The sequence below is a fragment of the Streptomyces tailanensis genome (genome assembly GCF_008386495.1).
Taxonomy (GTDB): domain Bacteria; phylum Actinomycetota; class Actinomycetes; order Streptomycetales; family Streptomycetaceae; genus Streptomyces; species Streptomyces tailanensis.
On sequence record NZ_VTHJ01000031.1, the window covers coordinates 39,483 to 62,954 of the forward strand.

The window sequence follows — 23,472 nt, forward strand, 5'->3', positions numbered from 1 at the left end:
TCCCTCCCCCACTCTCGGCTTCGCTCGAGCGGGGGGACCCTCATCCAGGGGCTGCCGCCCCTTCGCCCCCGCCACGCCTTCGAGCTCGGGCGGTGGGGTTGAGTGGCGGGTGCGGGTGGGTGGGGGTTGTTCGCGCAGTTCCCCGCGCCCCTTAAAAGCCACGGGTGCGGGTGGGTGGGGGCTTGTCGCGCCCACGCGGCGGAGCCGCAAATCGACACAGCCCCGCCCCTGAAGGGGCCTGCGGCCCTTCAGGGGCGCGGCCTGGCTTGGCCTCAGACTCGGGTCGGGCTGGATATCGGCTCCGGCTTCTCCGGCTCCGCCTCAGCGGTCAATGCCGTCGTGGACGCCGGCTCTCCCTCGCTCAGGCCGAAGCGTTCGTGGAAGCGCTTCAGGGGGGCGGGGGCCCACCATGTGGCTCGGCCTGTGAGGCGCATGACGGCTGGGACCAGGAGGCTGCGGACGACCATCGCGTCCATCAGGACGGCGAGGGCTATGCCGAGGCCGAGCATCTTGGTGTTGGTGACTCGGGAGGTGCCTATGGCGGTCATGACCACGGCCAGGATGACGGCTGCCGCCGTGATGAGGCCGCCGGTGCGTTGGAGGCCGAAGCGGACGGAGGCGGTGTGGTCACCGGTGTGGTCGTACTCCTCCTTAATGCGGGAGAGCAGGAAGACGCCGTAGTCCATGGAGAGTCCGAAGGCGACGCAGAACATCAGGACCGGGAGGGTGGTCTCTATGGAGCCCGGGCTGGTGAAGGACAGGAGGCCGGAGAGGTGGCCGTCCTGGAAGACCCAGACCATCGCGCCGAACATCGCGGTGAGGCTGAGCGCGTTGAGCAGGACCGCCTGGAGGGGGATCAGCACGCTGCCGGTGAGGAGGAAGACCAGGATCAGGGTGACGATCGCGATGAAGGACAGGGCCCAGGGTATGCCGTCCGCTATCGCGGACTTCGTGTCGACCAGGACCGCCGCCGTGCCCGTCACCGAGGTCTCGAAGGGGGCGTCCGTCGCCCTGATGTCACCCACCAGACGTTGCGCGCCCTCGTCCACCGGCTCGCCCTTCGGCAGCACCGTGAAGTAGGCCGCGTCGCCCTGCACCAGCGGGCCGTCCACCCGGAGCACCTCGGGCAGGTCGGCGATCCGTTCCTTGTACGCGGCGTAGTCGGTCTCCGTTGCCCTGCCTTCGGCCAGCACCTCCAGTCCGCCGCCGGGGCTGCCGGGGAATCCGTCGCGGATGTGCTGCTGCACCACATGGGACTCGGCGGAGGAAGGGAGCTGGCGGTCGTCGGCCGTACCGAACTTCACGCCCAGGAAGGGCAGGCCCAGGAGGACCAGGCCGGCTGTCGTGGCGATCGCGAAGAACGGGGCGCGGCGCATCACGAGCGCTGCCATCCGGCCCCAGACCGCGCCCTCCTCCGCCGCCGTGTCGGCCGCCGAGTCTTCCCCCTTCGGCTTCGCCTTCCCGCGCCTGAACAGTCGCCGCATGTCCAGCGCGTTGACCCGCTCGCCCAGCAGCACCAGGGCCGCCGGGAGGAGGATCAGGGCCGCTGCCGCGGCCAGTAGGACGACCGCGATGCCCGCGTAGGCGAAGGACTTCAGGAAGTACTGCGGGAAGACCATCATGGCGGCCAGGGAGACGGCGACCGTGAGGGCCGAGAAGAGGACTGTGCGGCCGGCGGTGCGGAGGGTCGTGGCCACTGCGGCGAGCGGGGTGGCGCCCGTGGAGAGTTCCTCCCTGAAGCGGCGGACGATGAAGAGGGCGTAGTCGATGGCGAGGCCCAGGCCCAGGGCCGTCGTCAGGTTCAGGGCGAAGACCGAGACGTCGGTGACCTCGGTGAGGCCGCGCAGGATCGCGTTGGTGCCGAGGATCGCGACGATGCCCACGCCGAGCGGCAGCAGGGCGGCGACCGCGCTGCCGAAGACCATGACCAGCAGGACGAGGGTCACGGGCAGGGCGATCATCTCGGCCCGCAGCAGGTCCTCCTGGATGATCGCCTGCATCTCGTGGCGCACGGCGATGATGCCGCCGATCTTGACGTCGACCGGGCCGTGCGTGCCGCGGAACTCGGGCGCGATGCGGTCCAGGGTCTTGTTCATCGCCGTCTCGTCGCCCGCGAGGCGGGCCGCTATCAGCGCCTCCCTGCCGTCCTCGGCGCGCAGGGTGGGGGCGCCGGACTGCCAGTAGGAGCCGACGCCGGTCACGCCCTTCTCGGCGGCGAGCCGTTCGGCCAGCCGCTTTGCCTCGGCGGCGACCTCCGGGTCGTCGACCGAGGCGCTGCCCGCGTCGACCAGCAGCAGGAAGTTCGGCTGGGAGTCGGGGAACTCGCGCTCCAGTGCCTTCGTCGCGTACGTCGACTCGGCCTTCGGATCCTCCCAGCCGCCGCTGCCCAGGCGGTCCGCCACATCGCTGCCCGCCACGACCGCGAGGGCCGTGATCAGCAGGGCGACGAGCAGGGAGAGCCGGGGACGTGCGGTCACGAAGCGGGTCCAGCCACCCACTCGAGGTGGCCTGTTGACTTCGGTCATGGTGCGGTGTCCCCTTCACTCTGATCACTCTGGTCCGTGCTGTGCGCAGCCGGGCAGCATGGAAGAGCCAAGCCATAGACTGGCAAACACGAGAGATCGCTCGCGTTTCACCAGAATGCGAGCGACCACTCGTGTTTGTCAATCGCGTCCGGAAAGCTGGGGATAACCGCGTGGCCACGAACCAGGAGAAGCAGGAGAAGGAGCAGCCGCGCCGCCGTCAGGCCCGCGGTGAGCGCCGTATCGCCCAACTCCTCGAAGCCGCGGCCACCGTGTTCAGCTCGACCGGCTACACCGCCGCGAGCACCAACGCCATCGCCCGCGAGGCGGGCGTCTCGCCGGGCACGCTGTACCAGTTCTTCCCAAACAAGGAAGCGATCGCGATCGAGCTGGGCGAGCGGCTCATGCGCGAGATGCGCGAGACGTACGGCGAGGCGCTCGCCCCGGTCGACCCGGCGACCCCGCTGGAGGAGGCCGTCGCGGCGGCCGTGGACCGGTTCATCGACTTCAACCGCCGGCACCCGGCGTTCTTCACGCTGATGCACGGCCCCGACATCCCGGGCCGGATCGCCGAGGAGCACGACGCCCTGCACGCGACCCTGGTCGCGCGGGTGGAGTCCCTGCTCACGCCCTTCCTGCCCGACATCCCGGCCGCCGACATCACCCGTACCGCACACGTCTGCGTAGCCATGTACAAGGCGGGCCTGGAGTTGGTCCTCGCCAGCGAGGGCGCCGAGCGCGACGCGTACGTCCAGGAGCTGAAGAAGGTCCTGCTCCGCTACCTCCAGCCCCTTGTGGGCGACAGACTCGCCGCGGGGCCTACCCCCTAGGGGTATAGAGTGGGTGGTTTGAAGGTTACTCGCACCCCCCATGCCCCGAAGAGGAGCAACGACATGACCGCCCAGATCGACACCTCGGCTTCCGTCACCACCGTCTACAAGGTGAGCGGCATGAGCTGCGGGCACTGCGAAGGCGCCGTATCGGGTGAGATCTCCGAGATCGCCGGCGTCTCCTCCGTGAAGGCCGTCGCCTCCAGCGGCGAGGTCACCGTGATCTCGGCCGCCCCGCTCGACGAGGAGACCGTCCGCGCCGCCGTCGACGAGGCAGGCTTCGAGTTGGTCGGCACGGTCTGATTAGCTCGATCGTGTGACGGTCCGTTCCCGGGCTTGCGGGGTGCTGGGCCGTTCGGGCTACGGTGAGCGTGCGATCTGGGACGCCGGGCATGGCGCCAGCGTGCGGGACCCCCGCTCCACCGGAGTGATGGTTCGGGGCCTCCCCGTCGCCTCTGGCCGTACCCACCTGGCCAGGTCGTGAGGGCTGTATCCATCAGCGGCCTCCGGCCGCGGGGGCCTCCCGGGCCCGGACCACGGACAGGATCCGTGTCGCCGCCCCGGGGTCGAGTACGCCGGGGACCAGTACGCCCAAGACCGTTCGGGGCGTGCGACTGAGCGGACTCACTCCTGCTCAGTCTTCAGGAACGATGGAAGTCGCCGATCTGATCGCGACCGTGGTGAAGACGGGGCATACGGCCGAGGAACCAACGCCACCGACCCCGCCGCAGGACGAGACGGCTCAGGAGCAGAAACAGGAACAGGACGCCTAGGACGACGATCCCGAGCTCGCCTCCCTGCGTCAGCGCCTGACCGTGTCGGTGCCGCTCGCCGCCCCCGTCGTCCTCATGTCCATGATCCCGGCCCTGCAGTTCGACAACTGGCAGTGGCTGTCGCTGACGCTCGCCGCACCGGTCGTCGTCTGGGGCGGACTGCCCTTCCACCGGGCCGCTTTCACCAACCTCCGGCACGGCGCGGCCACGATGGACACGCTCGTCTCGGTCGGCACGCTCGCCGCCTTCGGCCGGTCCCTGTGGGCGCTGTTCTGGGGGCACGCGGGCATGCCGGGCATGCGGCACGGCTTCACGTTCACCGTGGCGCGTACGGCGGGGTCCTCGACGATCTATCTCGAAGCAGCCGCCGGGGTCGTCGCGTTCATCCTCCTGGGCCGCTATCTGGAGGCCCGCTCCAAGCGCCGCGCGGGCGCCGCCCTGAAGGCGCTGCTGAAGCTGGGCGCCAAGGACGTCTCGGTGCTGAGCGAGGGGCGGGAGGCGCGGATCCCGGTCGACCGGCTCGCGGTGGGCAACCGTTTCGTCGTACGCCCCGGGGAGAAGCCCGCCACCGACGGGGTAGTCGTCGAGGGCTCCTCGGCCATCGACGCGTCCATGCTGACCGGCGAGTCGGTACGGGTGGACGTGACCGTCGGGGACGCCGTCACGGGCGCGACCGTGAACGCCGAGGGCCGGCTCGTCGCCGAGGCGACCCGGGTCGGCGCGGACACCCAGCTGGCCCGGATGGCGCGGCTGGTGGAGGACGCGCAGAACGGCAAGGCGGAGGTTCAGCGGCTGGCCGACCGGATCTCGGCCGTGTTCGTCCCGGTCGTCCTGCTCATCGCGGTCGCCACGTTCGGCGCCTGGTTCGGTGCCACGGACGACACGACGGCGGCCTTTCACGGCTGCCGTCGCGGTCCTGATCATCGCCTGCCCGTGCGCGCTGGGCCTCGCCACCCCGACCGCCCTGCCGGTCGGCTCGGGCCGCGGCGCCCAGCTCGGCATCCTCATCAAGGGCCGAGGTCCTGGAGTCCACCCGCCGCGTCGACACCGTCGTCCTGGACAAGACGGGCACCGTCACCACCGGCCGGATGACCCTCCAGAAGGTGTACGTCACCGAAGAGAGCGGCGAAGACGTCCTCGAAGAGGACGTACTGCGGCTCGCGGGCGCCGTCGAACACGCCTCCGAGCACCCCGTCGCCTGGGCGATCGCGGCGGGCGCCGAGGAGCGGATCGGCGCCCCGCCCCCCCGTCGAGCACTTCGAGAGCGTGCCCGGGAAGGGCGTACACGGCCGCGTGGAGGACCACGGCGTCCAGGTGGGGCGGATCCACGACGGGACCGCTCCCCGAGTCCCTGAAGGCCGCCAAGGAAGCCGCCGAGGACGCGGGACACACGGCGGTCGTGGTCGCCCGCGACGGCGTGGCACTCGGTGTCCTCACAGTCGCCGACGCGGTCAAGGAGACCAGCGCCGAGGCCGTACGACGGCTGCGGGCGCTGGCTCACGCCGGTGCTGCCGACGGGGGACAACGAGCGGGTGGCCCGATCCGTGGCCGCGGCGGTCGGCATCTCCCCCGAGCACGTGATCGCCGAGGTGCTGCCGCAGGACAAGGTCGACGTCGTACGCCGGCTCCAGGCCGAGGGCCGTACGGTCGCGATGGTCGGGGACGGGGTCAACGACGCGGCCGCGCTGGCCACGGCCGACCCGGGCCTCGCCATGGGCACGGGGACGGACGCGGCGATCGAGGCGGGCGACCTGACACTCGTCCGCGAGGATCTGCGGGTGGCCGCCGACGCCATCCGACTGTCGCGGCGGACCCTGACCACGATCAAGGGGAACCTGGTCTGGGCGTTCGGATACAACGTGGCCGCCCTGCCGCTGGCCGCCGCCGGGCTGCTCAACCCTATGATCGCGGGGGCCGCGATGGCCTTTTCGTCCGTTTTCGTCGTGACGAACAGCCTGCGGCTGCGGACATTCTCATGACAGTCGGGTAAAAGTCCCTCTGGAGTCCGGCCCCGGCCTCACATAAGCTCTTCACAAGGCTCGCGCATCATCCCTACGCTGGGCCCCTGTCGCCGTATCGGGTCTCTTGCCCATCTTCAGGACATAGGACAAGAGACGCAGATCACAGCGACGGGAACGTAACCATCGAAGGGGTTCGTGAGTCTAAGTTGGCGATGTCAGAAGCGTCTTGGGGGGCGTGACTGACATCTGGGGATGTCTTGGGGGACGTTCCCGGAAATGCGTTGCCGGGGCACGTGCACCGGGGAGCTTTGAGCGGCCCTCCCGTACGTACGCGTCCCGGCAGACCGCAGCAGTACAGGTACAGGCAGGACGAGTTTCGCTCGTCCAGTCCAGCGATTCAGGCGCTGGCCCACCAGACGCCCGGCCGGATCCCGTGGGGGGAATCCGCACCGGGACATGGGAAGGCGCCCTGCTCGCCGGCCCGTGGGGGGACCAGCGGCGCGGGGCGCCTTCTCCTATGCCTGTGAAAAGCCTGTGCGACACCGCAAGGCCCCGCACCGGAGGATTCCGGTACGGGGCCCAGCAGAGCGATCGGTGACTAGCGGGACTCGACCGGAACGAAGTCGCGCTCAACAACGCCCGTGTAGATCTGCCGCGGACGGCCGATGCGGGAGCCGGGCTCCTTGATCATCTCGTGCCACTGGGCGATCCAGCCCGGCAGGCGGCCGAGGGCGAAGAGGACCGTGAACATCTCGGTCGGGAAGCCCATGGCGCGGTAGATCAGACCCGTGTAGAAGTCCACGTTCGGGTAGAGGCTGCGCGAGACGAAGTAGTCGTCGGAGAGCGCGTGCTCCTCCAGCTTCAGCGCGATGTCCAGGAGCTCGTCGGACTTGCCGAGCGCGGAGAGGACGTCGTGCGCGGCGGCCTTGATGATCTTGGCGCGCGGGTCGAAGTTCTTGTAGACCCGGTGGCCGAAGCCCATCAGACGGACGCCGTCCTCCTTGTTCTTCACCTTGCGGATGAAGGAGTCGACGTCGCCGCCGGCGTCGCGGATGCCCTCCAGCATCTCCAGCACGGACTGGTTGGCGCCGCCGTGCAGCGGGCCCCAGAGGGCGGAGATGCCGGCGGAGATCGAGGCGAACATGTTCGCCTGCGAGGAGCCGACCAGGCGGACCGTGGAGGTCGAACAGTTCTGCTCGTGGTCCGCGTGCAGGATGAGCAGCTTGTCGAGCGCGGAGACGACGACCGGGTCGGGCACGTACTCCTGGGCGGGGACCGAGAAGGTCATGCGCAGGAAGTTCTCGACGTAACCGAGGTCGTTGCGCGGGTAGACGAACGGGTGACCGATCGACTTCTTGTACGCGTACGCCGCGATCGTCGGGAGCTTGGCGAGCAGGCGGATCGTGGAGAGGTTGCGCTGCCGCTCGTCGAACGGGTTGTGGCTGTCCTGGTAGAACGTCGACAGGGCGCTGACCACGGAGGACAGCATCGCCATCGGGTGGGCGTCGCGCGGGAAGCCCCGGTAGAAGTTCTTGACGTCCTCGTGCAGCAGGGTGTGCTGCGTGATGTCGTTCTTGAACGCGGAGAGCTCGTCGACGGTCGGCAGCTCGCCGTTGATCAGCAGGTACGCCACCTCCAGGAAGGTGGAGCCCTCGGCCAGCTGCTCGATCGGGTAGCCGCGGTACCGCAGGATGCCCTGCTCACCGTCGAGATAGGTGATGGCGGATTTATAGGCGGCGGTATTGCCGTAGCCGCTGTCCAGGGTGACCAGACCGGTCTGGGCCCGGAGCTTCCCGATGTCGAAGCCCTTGTCGCCGACGGTGCTGTCGATCACCGGGTAGGTGTACTCGCCGTCGCCGTACCGCAGTACTACAGAGTTGTCGCTCACGTCTTCCCTCACCGACGTAGTGCCTCATCTTCGAGGTGCCCTGACTGTCTCTACCATCCCCCAATTGGCTCAGGAGAGTGCACTCGGGGTCGACCATCGGGCCTATCGGCGGCACTGAGTGCCGCCAACTTGTTCATCCTGCCCCCTCCGTCCGACATCTGGAAGACCCGTGTGACCTTTACGACTCATTTGATCGATCAAATTTCATCTCACGCGCCACCAACGGCACATGAGAGGTCCGTCCCGGAGATCCTGCGGGCCGCTCGGAGCCCGTCCGGAGATCCTGCGGCCTACAACGCCCGGGGCGCGAGCCGGAAGTCGAGGGCCGTGCAGCGCCGGCCCGCGGAGACCGTGCGCACCGCCTGCCCTATCGCCTTGCGGGAGCCGACGAGGACGACCAGCTTCTTCGCCCGGGTGACGGCCGTATACAAGAGATTGCGCTGGAGCATCATCCAGGCCCCGGTGGTCACCGGGATCACCACGGCCGGGTACTCGCTGCCCTGGGAGCGGTGGATGGTCACCGCGTAGGCGTGCGCCAGCTCGTCCAGTTCGTCGAACTCGTACGCCACCTCCTCGTCCTCGTCGGTGAGGACCGTCAGCCGCTGGTCGACCGGGTCGAGCGCGGTGACCACGCCGACGGTGCCGTTGAAGACGCCGTTCTCGCCCTTCTCGTAATTGTTGCGAATCTGGGTGACCTTGTCGCCGACGCGGAAGACCCGGCCGCCGAACCGCTTCTCGGGCAGATCGGGGCGGGCCGGGGTGATGGCCTGCTGGAGCAGCCCGTTGAGGTTGCCCGCGCCGGCCGGGCCCCGGTGCATGGGTGCAAGGACCTGGACGTCCCGACGTGGGTCAAGCCCGAACTTGGCCGGAATACGACGGGCCGCCACATCCACCGTGAGCCGCCCGGCCTCCTCCGTGTCGTCCTCGACGAAGAGGAAGAAGTCCTTCATGCCGTCGGTGACCGGGTGCTGCCCGGAGTTGATCCGGTGCGCGTTGGTCACCACGCCGGACTGCTGGGCTTGGCGGAAGACCTTGGTGAGGCGGATCGCCGGGATCGGGCCGCCGTCGGCCAGCAGGTCCCGCAGGACCTCGCCCGCGCCGACGCTGGGAAGTTGGTCGACGTCCCCGACGAACAGCAGATGCGCCCCCGGAGGCACCGCCTTCACCAGCTTGTTGGCGAGCAGGAGGTCGAGCATGGACGCCTCGTCGACGACCACGAGGTCGGCGTCCAGCGGGCGGTCCTTGTCGTAGGCCGCGTCGCCGCCGGGCTTCAGCTCCAGGAGCCGGTGGACGGTGGAGGCGTCCGCTCCGGTCAGCTCGGAGAGGCGTTTGGCGGCGCGGCCGGTGGGGGCGGCGAGCACGACCTTCGCCTTCTTCGCGCGGGCCAGCTCGACGATCGAGCGGACGGTGAAGGACTTGCCGCAGCCGGGACCGCCGGTGAGCACGGCCATCTTCTCGGTGAGCGCGAGCCGGACGGCCGCCTCCTGCTCGGGGGCCAACTCCGCGCCCGTACGCCCCTTGAGCCACGACAGCGCCTTGTCCCAGGGCACGTCCCGGAAGCCCGGCATGCGGTCCTCGTCCGTGCGCAGGAGGCGCAACAGCTGGGCGGAGAGGGAAAGTTCGGCCCGGTGGAAGGGGACCAGGTAGATCGCGGTGACCGGCTCGCCGTGCTCTCCGGGCACCTTCTCCCGTACGACACCGGGGTCGCCGGAGTCCTCGTCCGGCTGGGCCAGTTCCGCCAGGCACTCGATGACCAGGCCCGTGTCGACCTGGAGGAGCTTGACTGCGTCGGCGATCAGCCTCTCCTCGGGGAGGTAGCAGTTGCCCTGGTCGGTGGCCTGCGAAAGGGCGTACTGGAGGCCCGCCTTGACGCGCTCCGGGCTGTCGTGCGGAATGCCGACGGACTGGGCGATCTTGTCGGCAGTGAGGAAACCGATGCCCCAGACGTCGGACGCGAGGCGGTACGGCTGGTTCTTGACGACGGAGATCGAGGCGTCGCCGTACTTCTTGTAGATGCGCACGGCGATGGACGTGGACACCTCCACCGTCTGGAGGAAGAGCATGACCTCCTTGATCGCCTTCTGCTCCTCCCAGGCGTCGGCGATCTTCTTGGTGCGCTTGGGGCCGAGACCGGGGACCTCGATGAGCCGTTTCGGCTCCTCCTCGATGATCTTCAGGGTGTCCAGGCCGAAGTGCTGGGTGATGCGGTCGGCGAAGACCGGACCAATGCCCTTGACGAGGCCCGAGCCGAGGTAGCGGCGGATGCCCTGGACGGTGGCGGGGAGGAGTGTTGTGTAGTTCTCGACAGTGAATTGCTTTCCGTACTGCGGGTGGGAGCCCCAGCGGCCCTCCATGCGGAGGGATTCGCCGACCTGGGCGCCGAGCAGCGCGCCGACGACCGTGAGGAGATCACCGGCGCCGCGCCCGGTATCCACACGCGCGACCGTGTAGCCGTTCTCCTCATTGGCGTACGTGATGCGTTCGAGTACGCCTTCGAGCACGGCCAGGTGCCGCTCCCCGGACCCCGTCTGATTCGCCACCATGATCCGACGCTACCGCCGAGGTCTGACACAACGGATCGAACCTATTGACTTCCTGTGACCCCTGTCATTACCGTCTCCCAGAATTTCGAACAACGTTCGTGATTTCGAACATTTCGAACCATCGCATGAGTGCCCAATGGAGGACACCTCGATGCGTCACCGTCCCAGACGTAGACGTAGCAACCGCACGCTGGCCGCCCTGTGCGGCTCGGTGTTGTCCGTCAGCCTGTTGTCGGCAGGACCCGGAGCGAGCCCGGCGCAGGCCGCCGACGACCCCAACGCCGTCGCGCTCGACAAGGACGCGATCCTCGCCGGGAACCAGCTCGACGAGCGCAAGTGGTACAAGGACAACATCCCGTTCCTGGACACGCCCGACGAGGACATCGACGAGGTCTACTACTACCGCTGGAGCACCTTCAAGCGGGCGCTGCGCTACACCGTGCCGGGCACCGGGTACGTGTCGACCGAGTACGACGTGCCGATCGGGTACGCCGGGAACCCGTACACCGCGCTCCCGGACGCGACCGGCTACCACCTGCTGGATGGGCGCTGGCTGCACAACCGCGACTACGCCGGTGAGTACCTCGACTTCTGGCTGCGCGGGGCGGGCAACTCGGGCGTACGGAACTACAGCGAGTGGATCACGAGCGCCGCGTACCAGCGCTATCTCGTGACCGGGGACGCCGCGCAGATCAAGTCGGCCCTCCCCCATCTCATCGCCCTGTACAAGCGGTGGGACTCCAACTTCACCAGCGACATCACGGTGAACGGCACCCAGTCGACCAGCGACCTGTACCACCAGACCCCGCTGTCCGACGCCACGGAGTACACCGAGACGTCGATGAAGAGCAGCAACTGGTTCAGCGGCGGCCCGGGTTACCGGCCCACGCTCAACGCGTACATGTTCAGTGCCGCCCAGGCCATCAGCAAGATCGCGACGCTGAACGGGGACACGGCGACCGCGAACGAGTACGACGCGAAGGCCGCGCAGCTGAAGGCCGCCGTGCAGAACTCGCTCTGGGACCCGCAGCGCAACTTCTTCATGCAGGTCTACAACACGCACAGCACCAACGGCACGCTGAAGCAGACCAGGACGACCTGGCGCGAGGCGATGGGCTTCGCGCCCTGGGCGTTCAACCTGCCCGACGCGCAGTACTCGTCGGCGTGGAAGTACCTGGTGGATTCGAAGCGGTTCAAGGCGCCGTTCGGGCCGACCACGCTGGAGCGGGTGCACGACTTCGAGGCCGAGCAGGCCACCCGTAACCATGCGAACGTGTTCAACTCGTCGACGGCCTCTAACGGTTCGTACGTCGGGCAGATCGACTTCGACGACAGCTACGTCACGTTCACCGTGGACGCGCCCGGCGCCGGGACGTACCCCGTGACCGTCCACTACGCCAACGGCACGACCGCCGCGTCGACCCACAAGCTCATCGTCAACGACAACACCGCGAGCCCGATCACGGTCAACTACGCGCCCACCGGGGCCTGGCAGAAGTTCTCCGAGTCGCAGTCCGTGACCGTGCAGGTCCCCATGAAGGCCGGGGCCAACACGCTGAAGTTCGCCAAGGGGACGGGCTTCGCCGAGCTCGACCGGATCACCGCGAACCCGTACTTCAACTACGAGGCGATACCGGCCGAGCAGAAGCGCGACGACGCCAACTGCTGCCACTGGAACGGCCCGAGCTGGCCGTACCAGACGAGCCAGATCCTGACGGGCCTCGCGAACCTGCTCCAGGACTACCCCGCGCAGAGCTTCGTCACCAAGGCCGACTACCAGACGATGCTGGCCCAGTTCGCCGACCTCCAGCACAAGGACGGCAAGCCGTATGTCGCCGAGGCCGCCAACGGGGACACCGGCGACTGGATCTACGACGGGTTCAACTTCAGCGAGCACTACAACCACTCCAGCTTCAACGACCTGGTGCTGAGCGGTCTGCTGGGCATCAAGCCGCAGGCGGGCAACACGCTGGTGCTGAAGCCGCTGGTCCCGTCCGGGTGGGATTACTTCGCTGTGGAGAGCCTGCCGTACCACGGGCACACGTATTCGATCCGCTGGGACCGGGACGGCTCGCACTATGGCAAGGGCAGCGGGCTGCAGATCTTCCAGGACGGGCAGCGCATCCACCAGTCGTCGACGATCGGCACCAGTACAACCGTGAACGTGGCCGCTCCGGTCACCCCGGCGCAGCCGACGCGACTGATGAACGTCGCCGCCAACCCGCTGACCGCTGAGCAGGACTGGCTGGGCCGCACCGTCACCCAGCCGTACCCGAAGGCCTTCGCCTCCTACACCAACACCGTCTCCAACGGCCCGCACTGCCACAGCGGCCAGACCTGCAAGCCGACGACCTTCGACGCCCCGCTGCGGGCGACGGACGGCTGGATCCGGTACGACAAGATCCCCGACAACCGGTGGACGAACTCCGGTTCACCGAACACCACCGATCACCTGGGCGTCGACTTCGGGGCGCCGCGCAAGATCAACGAGGTGAAGTTCTACACGTACGACGACGGGGCGAACATCCGTGTCCCGGCGAGCTACACCGTCCAGTACCTGAACAACGGCTCGTGGGTGAACGTCCCGAACCAGACGAAGAGCCCCGCGACGCCGGTCGCGAACAACGCCAACGAGGTGACCTTCCCGACGATCACGACATCGCAGTTCCGGGTCGTGTTCACGCCTCAGGCGGGCAAGTTCGTCGGGGTCACGGAGCTGGAGTCCTGGTACCCGGAGACGCCGCGCGTGAAGATCACCAACAGGAACAGCGGCCTTGAGCTGGGGGTCGCCGGCTCCTCGATCGCCCCCGGAGGCGCCGTACAGCAGCAGACCGTCGGGGACAGCGCCAACCACTGGTGGAAGATCGTCCCCGCCGAGAACGGCTACTACAAGATCTTCAACACCAACAGCGGTCAGGTCCTCGGCATCAAGGACGCCTCCCAGACCGCCGGTGCGACGGCGTTGCAGTGGGACGACACGCTCACGGCCGACCATCTGTGGTCGGTGGTGGACGCGGGTGGCGGTTACGCCAAGCTCGTCAACAGGAACAGCGGCTTGGTGCTCGGCATCGACGGGATGTCCAAGTCGTCCGGGGCGCAAGCTTTGCAGTGGGACGACAACGGCACGGCGGACCATCTGTGGAGAATCACCACGGAGGACGGCTCCACACCGTTCACCTCGTGACGGGGGTTTGCATCGTCACCGGGTTCGCTTCGTGATCAGGTTCGCTTTGTGACCGGACGTCCGCCGTGGCTCGCATTGAGGGCCGCGGCGGACACCGGCGTTTTCGGTAGCGACCACGACAAGCAATATGGGGCTGGCCCCATCCGTGTTCACCCGACCTTGCGCAGCTCCCCGTCACCGAAGACCGCCACCATGACAAGGCTCCCGCCCAGCGCCTCTACGTACCGCGCCACGACATCCGTGCCGGAGACCTGGCCGCTCTCGATCTGCGAGGCCCTCCCCTTGCTCACCCCCATTCGCTCAGCCACCTGAGCCTGGGTGAAGCCGCGTTCCTGGCGCATGTCGACCAACCGCCAGGCGCGGGCCTCGGCGAGCAAGCGCTGGGTGTATTCGATGAACGCCTCCCGGCCGCCGGACAACTCCTCCGCCCGCTCCTGATGCCCGCTCGCCGACCACGCGACGTGTCCGTTCAGTTTCCCAACCCCTCTGACGCACCTCGCTCCGGCCGGAGGACCCGGGACGCAGCTCCTTGAGGTTGGGCAAAGCCGATCCCCGAGCAAGCGGGATCCTGCGGACTTCACCCGTACGAGGCCGCGCGAGCCTCACTCCGGCGGCAGGTTCGCCACCGCCAGCGCCGCTGCCTCCTCCGGTGTCGCGCCCTCGCCCAGGAGCTCGGCGTAACCCGATGCGTAGACCCTGTACGGCGGGGCGCCCGCGAGGATGAACGGCAGGTCGTCTCGGCCCGAGGGATCCCACGGCGGGGCGCTGCGCAAGAAGTGCAGGGTGCCGTGAGTCGGGAACGGATAGAGCGCGCGCAGGCGGGGCTCGGCGTGCGCGGCCTCAGCGATGGGCAGCAGTGAGGCGGTGTCGTAGTGGCCGCGGGTGCCCGGTCTGCGTTCCAGGAGCCACTGCCAGGCGGTCGGGATGTCGGGGGCTTCGGACATGGGTCCATCCTGAGGGCCGGCTCATCACGATCTGGTCTCAGGGGCTTGATTAACCCCCGTGTAATCGATTCCAATCCTCCGTACACGTCGATGTAATCGATTCCAAGCAATCGATCACGTCGTCCTACGAGTCCTACAAGTTCCACGAGGAGGTGGAGCGGCGATGGCGAGCATCAAGGATGTCGCCGCCGAGGCGGGGGTTTCCGCTGCCACGGTGTCGCGTGTCCTGAACGACCATCCGTCGGTCAGTGCGGAGGCTCGCGCGCGCGTGATGACCGCCGTGGCAGCGCTGGGGTATCGGCCCAACGCCGTCGCCCGCTCCCTGCGTACCGACCAGACCCACACCTTCGGGCTGGTGATCAGCGACGTCATGAACCCGTACTTCACGGAGCTGGCGCGGTCCGTGGAGGAGGAGGCGCGGGCGCTCGGGTACAGCGTGATCATCGGGAACGCCGATGAGCGGCCGGATCTTCAGGATCATCATGTGCGGAATCTGCTGGACCGGCGGATCGATGGGCTTCTTGTGTCGCCCACTGACGGTGGGTCGCCGTTGATGTTGGACGCCGCTCGGGGCGGGACCCCGATGGTGTTCGTGGACCGGTGGATTCCGGGCGTCGACGTGCCTGTCGTGCGGGCGGACGGGCGGGGTGCCGTACGGGATCTCGTGGCGCATCTGCACGGGCTCGGGCACCGGCGGCTCGCGATCATCGCGGGGCCCGCCGCCACCACGACCGGCAGTGAGCGTGTCGAGGCCTTCCGGGCGGCCCTCGCCGAGTACGGGATCCCCCTCCCGGACGCCTACACAGGGCAGGGCGATTTCCAGGCCGAGAGCGGGCGTCGGGTGACCGAAGGGTTCCTCGACCTGGCCGAGCCGCCCGAGGTCGTGTTCGCGGCCGACAACCTGATGGCGCTGGGTGCGCTGGACGCCATCCGCGCGCGTGGGATGCGTGTTCCGGACGACATCGCGCTGGCCGCGTTCGACGACATCCCCTGGTTCGTGCACACCGATCCGCCGATCACCGCGATCGCCCAGCCGACCGGTGAGCTGGGGCGGGCCGCCGTACGGGCGCTCGTCGACCGTATCGAGGGGCGGCCCCCGCAGTCCGTCACCCTCCCCGCCCGTCTCGTCGTACGCCGCTCGTGCGGCGAGAACCCGGCTTCCTCAGAGCCGTCCCCCGTAACGAACAGGAGCCATTCGTGAGCGATCCGGGCGAGTTGCTGCGCATCGAAGGCATACGGAAGACCTTCCCCGGTGTGGTCGCGCTGGACGGCGTCGACTTCGATCTGCGCCGGGGCGAAGTGCACGTATTGCTCGGTGAGAACGGCGCGGGCAAGAGCACCCTCATCAAGATGCTCTCCGGTGCCTATCGACCCGATGCCGGGCGCGTCTTCGTCGACGGCCGGGAAGTGACCATCCATGGGGCGCAGGACTCCGAGCGTCTCGGGATCGCCACCATCTACCAGGAGTTCAACCTCGTCCCCGATTTGACGGTCGCCGAGAACATCTTCCTCGGGCGGCAGCCGCGTCGCTTCGGGATGATCGACGGGAAGCGGATGGAGGCCGAGGCCGCCGAACTCCTCGAACGCGTCGGCGTCAACGTGTCTCCACGCGCGCGTGTGCGTGAACTCGGCATCGCCCGGCTTCAGATGGTCGAGATCGCCAAGGCACTGAGCCTCCACGCGCGCGTGCTCATCATGGACGAGCCGACCGCCGTACTGACGACCGAGGAGGTCGAGAAGCTCTTCGCGATCGTGCGCCGGCTGCGCGAGGACGGCGTCGGGATCGTCTTCATCACCCATCATCTGGAGGAGATCGCCGCCCTGGGGGATCGGGTCACCGTGATCCGGGACGGGAAGAGTGTCGGGCAGGTGCCCGCCGCCACGCCCGAGGACGAGCTCGTACGGCTCATGGTGGGGCGGTCGATCGAGCAGCAGTACCCGCGGCAGCAGCCCGACGCCGGGGAGGCGTTGCTCGTCGTCGAGGGGCTCACCAGGGACGGTGTCTTCCATGATGTGAGCTTCGAGGTGCGGGCCGGTGAGGTCGTCGGTATCGCGGGGCTCGTCGGGGCCGGTCGTACGGAGGTCGTGCGGGCCGTGTTCGGCGCCGATCCGTACGACAAGGGGGCCGTGAAGGTCGCCGGCGCCCCGGTCCGCAAGGACGACGTCAACGCGGCGATGGCGGCCGGGATCGGGCTCGTCCCCGAGGACCGCAAGGGCCAGGGGCTGGTGCTGGACGCGTCCGTCGAGGAGAACCTCGGCCTGGTCACCCTGCGGGGCGCCACCAAGGGCGGGTTCGTGGACCTCAGGGGGCAGCGGGCCGACGCGGCCCGGGTCGCCGAACAACTCGGGGTCCGCATGGCCGGGCTGCACCAGCATGTGCGCACCCTCTCCGGCGGCAACCAGCAGAAGGTCGTCATCGGCAAGTGGCTGCTCGCGGACACCAAGGTGCTGATCCTCGACGAGCCGACGCGCGGCATCGACGTCGGCGCGAAGGTCGAGATCTACGAGCTGATCAACGAACTCACGGCTCAGGGCGCCGCCGTGCTCATGATCTCCAGCGATCTGCCCGAGGTGCTCGGCATGAGCGACCGGGTCCTGGTCATGGCCCAGGGGCGGATCGCGGGCGAGCTGCCCGCCGCCGAGGCCACCCAGGACGCCGTGATGGCGCTCGCCGTATCCAACCCCACCACCCTCACCAGTGAAACGGAGGCCTCCCGTGGCCGCTGACACGCTCAAGAGCACTGCGGGCGCGAGTGGCGCCTCGGGGCTTCGCCGGCTCCTGCTCGACAACGGGGCGCTCACCGCGCTCATCGTCCTTCTCGTCGCCATGTCGGCCCTGTCGGGCGACTTCCTGACGGCCGACAACCTGCTGAACGTCGGCGTCCAGGCGGCCGTGACCGCCATCCTCGCCTTCGGCGTCACCTTCGTGATCGTCTCGGCGGGCATCGACCTGTCGGTCGGCTCGGTGGCGGCCCTGTCGGCCACCGTGCTGGCCTGGAGCGCCACTTCGGAGGGCGTTCCGGTCTGGATAGCCGTGATCCTCGCGGTCGTCACCGGTCTCGCGTGCGGTCTCGTCAACGGCTTCCTCATCTCGTACGGGAAGCTCCCGCCGTTCATCGCGACGCTGGCCATGCTGTCGGTGGGCCGGGGTCTGTCGCTGGTGATCTCGCAGGGCAGCCCGATCGCGTTCCCGGACTCGGTGTCGCACCTCGGTGACACGCTGGGCGGCTGGCTGCCGGTGCCGGTTCTGGTGATGGTCGTCATGGGGATCGTGACGGCCGTGATCCTCGGGCGTACGTACATCGGTCGGGCCATGTACGCGATCGGCGGCAACGAGGAGGCGGCCCGGCTGTCCGGTCTGCGGGTGAAGCGGCAGAAGCTCGCGATCTACGCGCTGTCCGGGCTGTTCGCCGCCGCCGCGGGCATCGTGCTCGCCTCCCGCCTCTCCTCCGCGCAGCCGCAGGCCGCGCAGGGCTACGAGCTCGACGCGATCGCCGCGGTCGTCATCGGCGGCGCCTCGCTGGCCGGCGGTACGGGCAAGGCCTCGGGGACGCTGATCGGCGCGCTGATCCTCGCGGTGCTGCGCAATGGGCTCAATCTGCTGTCCGTGTCGGCGTTCTGGCAGCAGGTCGTCATCGGTGTCGTCATCGCGCTGGCCGTGCTGCTCGACACCGTGCGCAGGAAGGCGGGGGCGACGCCGGTTCCGGCCGGTGCCGGTGGCTCCGGGGACCGGCGCAAGCAGGCGGCGACGTATGTGCTGGCCGCGGTGGTCGCGGCGGCGGTCGTGGGCGCGACCTCCTTCCTGCACAGCGGTTCGTCGGCGGCGAAGAGCCAGAAGATCGGGCTGTCGCTGTCCACCCTCAACAACCCCTTCTTCGTGCAGATCCGCGCCGGCGCGCGGGACGAGGCGAAGAAGCTGGGCGTGGACCTGTCCGTCACCGACGCGCAGAACGACGCCTCGCAGCAGGCCAACCAGCTGCAGAACTTCACCAGCGAGGGCCTCGGCACGATCATCGTCAACCCGGTGGACTCCGACGCGGTGACCCCGGCTGCCAAGGCCGTGAACAAGGCGGACATCCCGCTGGTAGCCGTCGACCGCGCGGTCAACGGCGCGAACACCGCCGCGCTCGTCGCCTCCGACAACGTCAGCGGCGGCGAACTCGCCGCCGAGGCGCTCGCCGAGAAGCTGGGCGGCAAGGGCGAGATCGTCATCCTCCAGGGCCAGGCGGGCACCTCCGCCAGCCGTGAGCGCGGCGCCGGCTTCGCCGAGGGCCTGAAGGCCTACCCGGGCATCAAGGTCCTCGCCAAGCAGCCCGCCGACTGGGACCGCACCAAGGGCCTCGACGTGATGACGAACCTCCTCCAGGCCAACCCCGACATCGACGGCGTCTTCGCCGAGAACGACGAGATGGCCCTCGGCGCGATCAAGGCGCTGGGCTCCAAGGCCGGCAAGTCCGTCCAGGTCATCGGTTTCGACGGCACCGCCGACGGTCTGAAGGCCGTCGAGGGCGGCACGCTGTATGCCTCGGTCGCGCAGCAGCCGGCGGAACTCGGCCGCATCGCCGTGCGCAACGCGGTGAAGGCCGCCGAGGGTGAGAAAGTCGAGAAGTCGGTGATGGTGCCGGTGAAGGTGGTCACGGCGGAGAACGTGGACGAGTTCAGCGGCTGACGACCGACCGGCTCCAACACCTTCAATCGACCGGCTCCAATTCACCTGCACAGGGAGATGTTTCATGTACGACTACGACCTCCTGGTCGTGGGATCGGCCAACGCCGACCTGGTGATCGGTGTCGAGCGGCGGCCGGGGGCCGGGGAGACCGTGCTCGGCTCCGACCTGGCCGTCCACCCGGGCGGCAAGGGTGCCAACCAGGCCGTCGCGGCGGCCCGACTGGGTGCCCGTACGGCCCTGTTGGCCCGGGTCGGCGACGACGGCAACGGGCGGTTGCTGCTCGACTCGCTGGGGGATGCCGGGGTCGAGACGGCGGGTGTGCTGGTCGGCGGGGCACCCACCGGGGTCGCGCTGATCACGGTGGACCCGTCCGGGGACAACAGCATCGTGGTGTCGCCCGGCGCCAACGGGAAGCTGACCCCCGAGGACGTCCGGGCCGCCGACGCGCTCCTGCGGGCCTCCCGGGTGGTCTCGGCGCAGTTGGAGATCCCGTTGGAGACGGTCGTGGAGGTCGTACGGCGGCTGCCGGAGGGAACGCGGTTCGTGCTGAACCCGTCGCCGCCGCGGGAGTTGCCCGAGGAGGTGCTGGCCGCCTGTGATCCGCTGATCGTCAACGAGCACGAGGCGCGGGTCATCGTCGGGGGTGAACTGGAGGGTTCGCCAGAGGACTGGGCGCGGGCGCTGCTGGCGCGCGGGCCGCGTTCGGTGGTCGTCACGCTGGGGGCGGAGGGGGCGCTCGTCGCGACCGCCGAGGACAGTGCGCGGGTGGCCGCCGTGAAGGTGGAGGCCGTGGACACCACGGGGGCCGGGGACGCGTTCACCGCCGCGCTGGCGTGGAAGCTGGGCGCGGGCGCGAAGCCCGCCGAGGCCGCCGCGTACGCGGCCCGGGTCGGGGCCGCCGCCGTCACGAAGGCCGGGGCTCAGGTGTCCTTCCCGACCGCGGAGGAGGTCGAGGCACTGTGAAGCGGGCCGGGATCCTCAACCGCCATCTGTCGGGTGCCCTCGCCGAGTTGGGCCATGGGCACGAGGTGCTGGTGTGCGACGCAGGCATGCCCGTACCGGAGGGGCCGCGTGTGGTGGACCTCGCGTTCCGGGCCGGGGTGCCGTCGTTCGCCGAGGTGCTGGACGGGCTGCTCGACGAGCTCGTGGTCGAGGGCGCGACCGCCGCGTACGAGGTCCGCGAGGCGAACCTGGACGCGGCGGCTCTGCTGGAGGGACGGTTCTCCGAGCTGGAGTTGGTCTCCCACGAGAAGCTGAAGGAGCTGTCGGCGGGCGCGCGGCTGGTCGTACGGACGGGGGAGGCGCGGCCGTACGCGAATGTGCTGTTGCGCTGCGGGGTTTTCTTCTGAGCAGTTCTGAGCCGTGTGAGCAGGGTGTCCCGACATGCTTCGAGGGGCCCGGTCCAGTGGACCGGGCCCCTCGGCTTTCCCCTCCGTATCAGAACCCCCGCGATCCCCCCAGATCCCCCTCCGAGAAGTCCCGATGCCAAGTACGACCGACGGGTCGGGGGAAGGGTTGCACGGCGTCCGGAGAATTTTTCCGGTCAGGTTCTCGGGCACGTTCTGGTTATGTCCCGATCATGTCACTTCACACGCTTGTGCGTTGCGGCTGCAACGCGTTGCGGGAGAGCATGTTCGGGACGTAGGTGACCCAGACAGACGGGGGTGGACACGACGTGAAGTTCGACATGGGGTCGACGACTCTGGCGGACCTCGGGAAGAGCACGGTCGGGTCGAGTGACGACCTGGGAACGCTGATCCAGTTGCTGATCAGCGCGGCGGAGCCGCTGGAGGGCAAGTTCAACGGATCGGGCAAGGTCGCGTTCGACTCGTTCAAGAACCGCGCGGACGAGATCACCGCCGACCTGAACGGCTCGCTCGCCGCGATCCTGGGCGGTCAGTCGGGCATGGACAACGCGTTCGGCACCGGTGACATCGAGTCCCAGGACAACGCCAACCAGAACATGGGCCTGGCCAACTTCGACGCGGCCCGCTTCGGCGCCCGATAAGCAGCTAAGGGGGATTCACCATGGGTCAGAACCAGGACCGCCGTTCGTACGACACCGGCGCCTCGGGTGAGGTGCAGACCGCGCTCGGCACGATCGTGGGCCAGTTGGAGCGGGTGCTCGGCGACCGCGACGCCGCCGTCAAGGCCGCGATGACCGACTTCCAGGCCGACGGTGTCTCGGACGAGTACCACGGCAAGGAAGAGCGCTGGAAGAAGGCCGCGAACGAGGTCCGCGAGATCATCCGCCTGGTGCGCACCACGCTGGAGCAGAACGACGGCACCGCCCAGGCCACCCAGGCCAAGGCCCGCGCGGCGGTCGACCAGATCGGCTGACGGGCAGGTAGTCCGGGGGTGTTCACGGAAGTGGTAGGGGTCCCGTAGCCATGGCAGCGCAGGATTACGACAGCCAGTTGCTGGAGTCGGTGTCGGTGCGGCGCCGGCGGCTGCGGGACGCCCTGCTGTTCGGGGCCGGGCGGCAGCGGCGTTCGGTCGACGAACGGATCGGGAAGATGTTCGCCGGGATCGTGATCGCGGCGGTGTTGTGCGCGGGGTGTGTGGGGTGGTCTTTCGTGTCGAACCGCATCATCGGCAAGAGCCCGTACGGGGGTTCCGTGCAGCCCTCCGGCACGCCTTCCCCGACGTTTTCCACAACCCCTTCTCCGACGTTTTCCACAGCCCCGACCAGCAATTCTTCCCGGTGATAGGTTCGATCGCGTGATGGCTACGGGGGCTCTGGGACAGACGACCGACAGCGGTCGGACGGCCGACAGCGGTCGGACGGCTGACGGCATGCGTACGGCGCTCAGCCGGGTGACGCTGGTCGGCGAGCGGCGACGCGTCGATCTCGTGCTGCCGTCGCGGGAGCCGGTCGGCCTGCTGCTGCCGGAGATCATGCGGCTGCTCGACGACCGGGTCGGCGGGCGGCCCGAGTTGCGTCATCTCGTCACCGCGGACGGTTCCGCGCTGGCGCACGACAGCACGCTGGAGTCGGCCTCGATCCCGGACGGTGCCGTACTGCGGCTGGTTCGCGCCGAGGACGCGCCGTCGGCGCCCGTCGTGCACGACGTCACGGACGAGGCCGCCGAGGATCTCGACGCGCGCGGCCGGCGTTGGCGTCCGGCCACTCGGCGCGTCACGGCCGGGCTCGCCACGGTCGGCTGGGCCCTGACCGCCGGGGTGTTCGCGCGGGACGCGTACGAGCCGGGGACCGTCGCGGGCGCTCTGCTCGCCGTCTCCGTGGTGGCCGCGCTCGCGGGCGCGCTGCTCGGGCGGGCCGGCAAGCGCGGGCTGGCCACGACGCTGATCGCCACGGCCGGTGCGCTGGGCCTGCTCGGCGCCTCCACCCTGGCCGACGCCGAGGGCTGGTCCGGTATGCCGCAGGTCGCGGCGATGGCGGCCGCCGGGGTCGTCACCCTTGTCCTGCTCGGACTGTTCACCCCGCTCGGGCGTGGCGGACTGGTCGGGGCCGGGGCGCTGGCCGGGACCGTCGTGTGCTGGCTGGGGGTCGCCGCGTTCGTGTCGGGCCCGATGGCGGACTCGGTGCCGGTGGTGGAGCAGGCCGAGGTGGGGGCCGTTCTCGCGGTGGTCTCCGTGCTCGTGCTCGGGCTGCTGCCCCGGCTCGCGCTGATGGCGTCGGGCCTCTCCGGCCTCGACGACCGGCGCTCCGGCGGTGCCTCGGTGAGCCGCTACCAGGTGGCCGCCGCGCTCACCGCCACACACCGGGGGCTGGCGCTCGCCACGGTCACCATGGCCGTCTCGGCGACCGCGGCCGGGGTGTTCGCGCTCCGCGCGCCCACCAAGTGGACCGTGCTGCTGGCCGTCCTCACCATGGTCGTCCTCGTGCTGCGCGCCCGGGCGTTCCCGCTGGTCGCGGAGGTCGTGGTGCTGTTCGGTGCGGCGGCGGTGCTCGCGGTGCGGCTCGTCTCCGTCTGGCTGGACCACTCCGGCGCCGCGGCCGGTCCGCTCGCCGTGCTCGCCCTGCTGGCCGCCCTGCCACTGCTGGTGCTCGCCGTGGAGCCCGCCGAGCACGTACGGGTACGGCTCCGGCGCCTCGGCGACACGCTGGAGTCCATCGGTGTCATCGCCCTGTTCCCGCTGCTCATCGGGGTGTTCGGCGTGTACGGACGACTGCTCGACACCTTCGCTTAGGA

At 69.2% G+C, this 23,472-nt stretch carries 17 protein-coding genes and 1 pseudogene; 13 read left to right on the forward strand and 5 right to left on the reverse strand.

Annotated elements, in window-relative coordinates; genetic code table 11:
- Positions 1–272: 272 nt before the first annotated feature.
- Positions 273–2,525, reverse strand: a complete 2,253-nt coding sequence (locus tag F3T56_RS24345; RefSeq protein ID WP_149827510.1) for an MMPL family transporter — start codon at positions 2,523–2,525, stop codon at positions 273–275.
- A 170-nt stretch (positions 2,526–2,695) separates the two neighbouring features.
- Here F3T56_RS24345 and F3T56_RS24350 point away from each other — a divergent pair, with 170 nt between their 5' ends.
- The 3 genes and pseudogenes from F3T56_RS24350 to F3T56_RS48130 all read left to right on the forward strand — a co-directional run bounded on the left by F3T56_RS24350 (position 2,696) and on the right by F3T56_RS48130 (position 6,104).
- The gene (locus F3T56_RS24350) at positions 2,696–3,352 is read left to right on the forward strand and encodes a TetR family transcriptional regulator (protein WP_149827511.1); all 657 of its coding nucleotides are present in this window, start codon (positions 2,696–2,698) and stop codon (positions 3,350–3,352) included.
- 63 nt (positions 3,353–3,415) lie between these two features.
- On the forward strand, positions 3,416–3,655 hold the full coding sequence (locus F3T56_RS24355; RefSeq protein ID WP_149827512.1) for a heavy-metal-associated domain-containing protein: 240 nt from the start codon (positions 3,416–3,418) through the stop codon (positions 3,653–3,655).
- Between the two features lie 242 nt (positions 3,656–3,897).
- Positions 3,898–6,104 (forward strand): annotated as a pseudogene (locus tag F3T56_RS48130) (copper-translocating P-type ATPase).
- A gap of 580 nt (positions 6,105–6,684) precedes the next feature.
- On the opposite strand, the gene F3T56_RS24375 reads toward F3T56_RS48130, so the two are convergent.
- Together F3T56_RS24375 and recD2 are read right to left on the reverse strand one after the other, a co-directional pair.
- Positions 6,685–7,974, reverse strand: a complete 1,290-nt coding sequence (locus tag F3T56_RS24375) for a citrate synthase (protein WP_149827516.1) — start codon at positions 7,972–7,974, stop codon at positions 6,685–6,687.
- Positions 7,975–8,264: 290 nt separating this feature from the next.
- Positions 8,265–10,517, reverse strand: a complete 2,253-nt coding sequence (gene recD2, locus F3T56_RS24380; RefSeq protein WP_149827517.1) for an SF1B family DNA helicase RecD2 — start codon at positions 10,515–10,517, stop codon at positions 8,265–8,267.
- Between the two features lie 151 nt (positions 10,518–10,668).
- On the opposite strand from recD2, the gene F3T56_RS24385 reads away from it, so the two are divergent.
- A complete protein-coding gene (locus F3T56_RS24385) occupies positions 10,669–13,701 on the forward strand; it encodes an MGH1-like glycoside hydrolase domain-containing protein (RefSeq protein WP_149827518.1) in 3,033 nt (1,010 codons plus the stop codon).
- A gap of 149 nt (positions 13,702–13,850) precedes the next feature.
- On the opposite strand, the gene F3T56_RS24390 is transcribed toward F3T56_RS24385, so the two are convergent.
- Entirely contained in the window at positions 13,851–14,120 is a 270-nt protein-coding gene (locus F3T56_RS24390; protein WP_246203801.1) for a helix-turn-helix domain-containing protein, read from the reverse strand.
- A gap of 183 nt (positions 14,121–14,303) precedes the next feature.
- On the reverse strand, positions 14,304–14,645 hold the full coding sequence (locus F3T56_RS24395; RefSeq protein ID WP_149827519.1) for a DUF6193 family natural product biosynthesis protein: 342 nt from the start codon (positions 14,643–14,645) through the stop codon (positions 14,304–14,306).
- A 163-nt stretch (positions 14,646–14,808) separates the two neighbouring features.
- On the opposite strand from F3T56_RS24395, the gene F3T56_RS24400 reads away from it, so the two are divergent.
- The 9 genes from F3T56_RS24400 to eccD all read left to right on the forward strand — a co-directional run bounded on the left by F3T56_RS24400 (position 14,809) and on the right by eccD (position 23,470).
- Entirely contained in the window at positions 14,809–15,846 is a 1,038-nt protein-coding gene (locus F3T56_RS24400; RefSeq protein WP_149827520.1) for a LacI family DNA-binding transcriptional regulator, read from the forward strand.
- On the forward strand, positions 15,843–17,372 hold the full coding sequence (locus F3T56_RS24405) for a sugar ABC transporter ATP-binding protein (RefSeq protein WP_149827521.1): 1,530 nt from the start codon (positions 15,843–15,845) through the stop codon (positions 17,370–17,372). The genes F3T56_RS24400 and F3T56_RS24405 overlap by 4 nt, the downstream gene beginning before the upstream one ends.
- On the forward strand, positions 17,362–19,314 hold the full coding sequence (locus F3T56_RS24410; protein ID WP_149827522.1) for an ABC transporter permease/substrate-binding protein: 1,953 nt from the start codon (positions 17,362–17,364) through the stop codon (positions 19,312–19,314). The genes F3T56_RS24405 and F3T56_RS24410 overlap by 11 nt, the downstream gene beginning before the upstream one ends.
- A gap of 64 nt (positions 19,315–19,378) precedes the next feature.
- Positions 19,379–20,278: a ribokinase gene (locus F3T56_RS24415; RefSeq protein ID WP_149827523.1), complete on the forward strand. Its 900-nt coding sequence runs from the start codon at positions 19,379–19,381 to the stop codon at positions 20,276–20,278.
- On the forward strand, positions 20,275–20,664 hold the full coding sequence (gene rbsD, locus F3T56_RS24420) for a D-ribose pyranase (protein WP_149827524.1): 390 nt from the start codon (positions 20,275–20,277) through the stop codon (positions 20,662–20,664). Before F3T56_RS24415 ends, rbsD begins: the two co-directional genes overlap by 4 nt.
- 326 nt (positions 20,665–20,990) lie before the next feature.
- Positions 20,991–21,323 carry a hypothetical protein gene (locus F3T56_RS24425; RefSeq protein WP_172639111.1) on the forward strand — a complete coding sequence of 111 codons (333 nt, stop codon included), beginning with the start codon at positions 20,991–20,993 and terminating at the stop codon, positions 21,321–21,323.
- A 20-nt stretch (positions 21,324–21,343) separates the two neighbouring features.
- A complete protein-coding gene (locus tag F3T56_RS24430; protein ID WP_149827525.1) occupies positions 21,344–21,655 on the forward strand; it encodes a pore-forming ESAT-6 family protein in 312 nt (103 codons plus the stop codon).
- 50 nt (positions 21,656–21,705) lie between these two features.
- Complete coding sequence (locus tag F3T56_RS24435) at positions 21,706–22,023, forward strand: hypothetical protein (protein ID WP_149827526.1); 318 nt, start codon at positions 21,706–21,708, stop codon at positions 22,021–22,023.
- A gap of 88 nt (positions 22,024–22,111) precedes the next feature.
- Positions 22,112–23,470 carry a type VII secretion integral membrane protein EccD gene (eccD, locus tag F3T56_RS24440; protein ID WP_149827567.1) on the forward strand — a complete coding sequence of 453 codons (1,359 nt, stop codon included), beginning with the start codon at positions 22,112–22,114 and terminating at the stop codon, positions 23,468–23,470.
- Positions 23,471–23,472 lie beyond the last annotated feature (2 nt).

Coding starts and splice junctions, on each gene's coding strand:
- F3T56_RS24415 (WP_149827523.1), top strand. CDS start 19,379: ATGTACGACTACGACCTCCTGGTCGTGGGATCGGCCAACGCCGACCTG.
- F3T56_RS24430 (WP_149827525.1), top strand. CDS start 21,344: ATGGGTCAGAACCAGGACCGCCGTTCGTACGACACCGGCGCCTCGGGT.
- F3T56_RS24395 (WP_149827519.1), bottom strand. CDS start 14,645: ATGTCCGAAGCCCCCGACATCCCGACCGCCTGGCAGTGGCTCCTGGAA.
- recD2 (WP_149827517.1), bottom strand. CDS start 10,517: ATGGTGGCGAATCAGACGGGGTCCGGGGAGCGGCACCTGGCCGTGCTC.
- F3T56_RS24355 (WP_149827512.1), top strand. CDS start 3,416: ATGACCGCCCAGATCGACACCTCGGCTTCCGTCACCACCGTCTACAAG.
- F3T56_RS24435 (WP_149827526.1), top strand. CDS start 21,706: ATGGCAGCGCAGGATTACGACAGCCAGTTGCTGGAGTCGGTGTCGGTG.
- F3T56_RS24385 (WP_149827518.1), top strand. CDS start 10,669: ATGCGTCACCGTCCCAGACGTAGACGTAGCAACCGCACGCTGGCCGCC.
- F3T56_RS24400 (WP_149827520.1), top strand. CDS start 14,809: ATGGCGAGCATCAAGGATGTCGCCGCCGAGGCGGGGGTTTCCGCTGCC.
- eccD (WP_149827567.1), top strand. CDS start 22,112: ATGCGTACGGCGCTCAGCCGGGTGACGCTGGTCGGCGAGCGGCGACGC.
- F3T56_RS24345 (WP_149827510.1), bottom strand. CDS start 2,525: ATGACCGAAGTCAACAGGCCACCTCGAGTGGGTGGCTGGACCCGCTTC.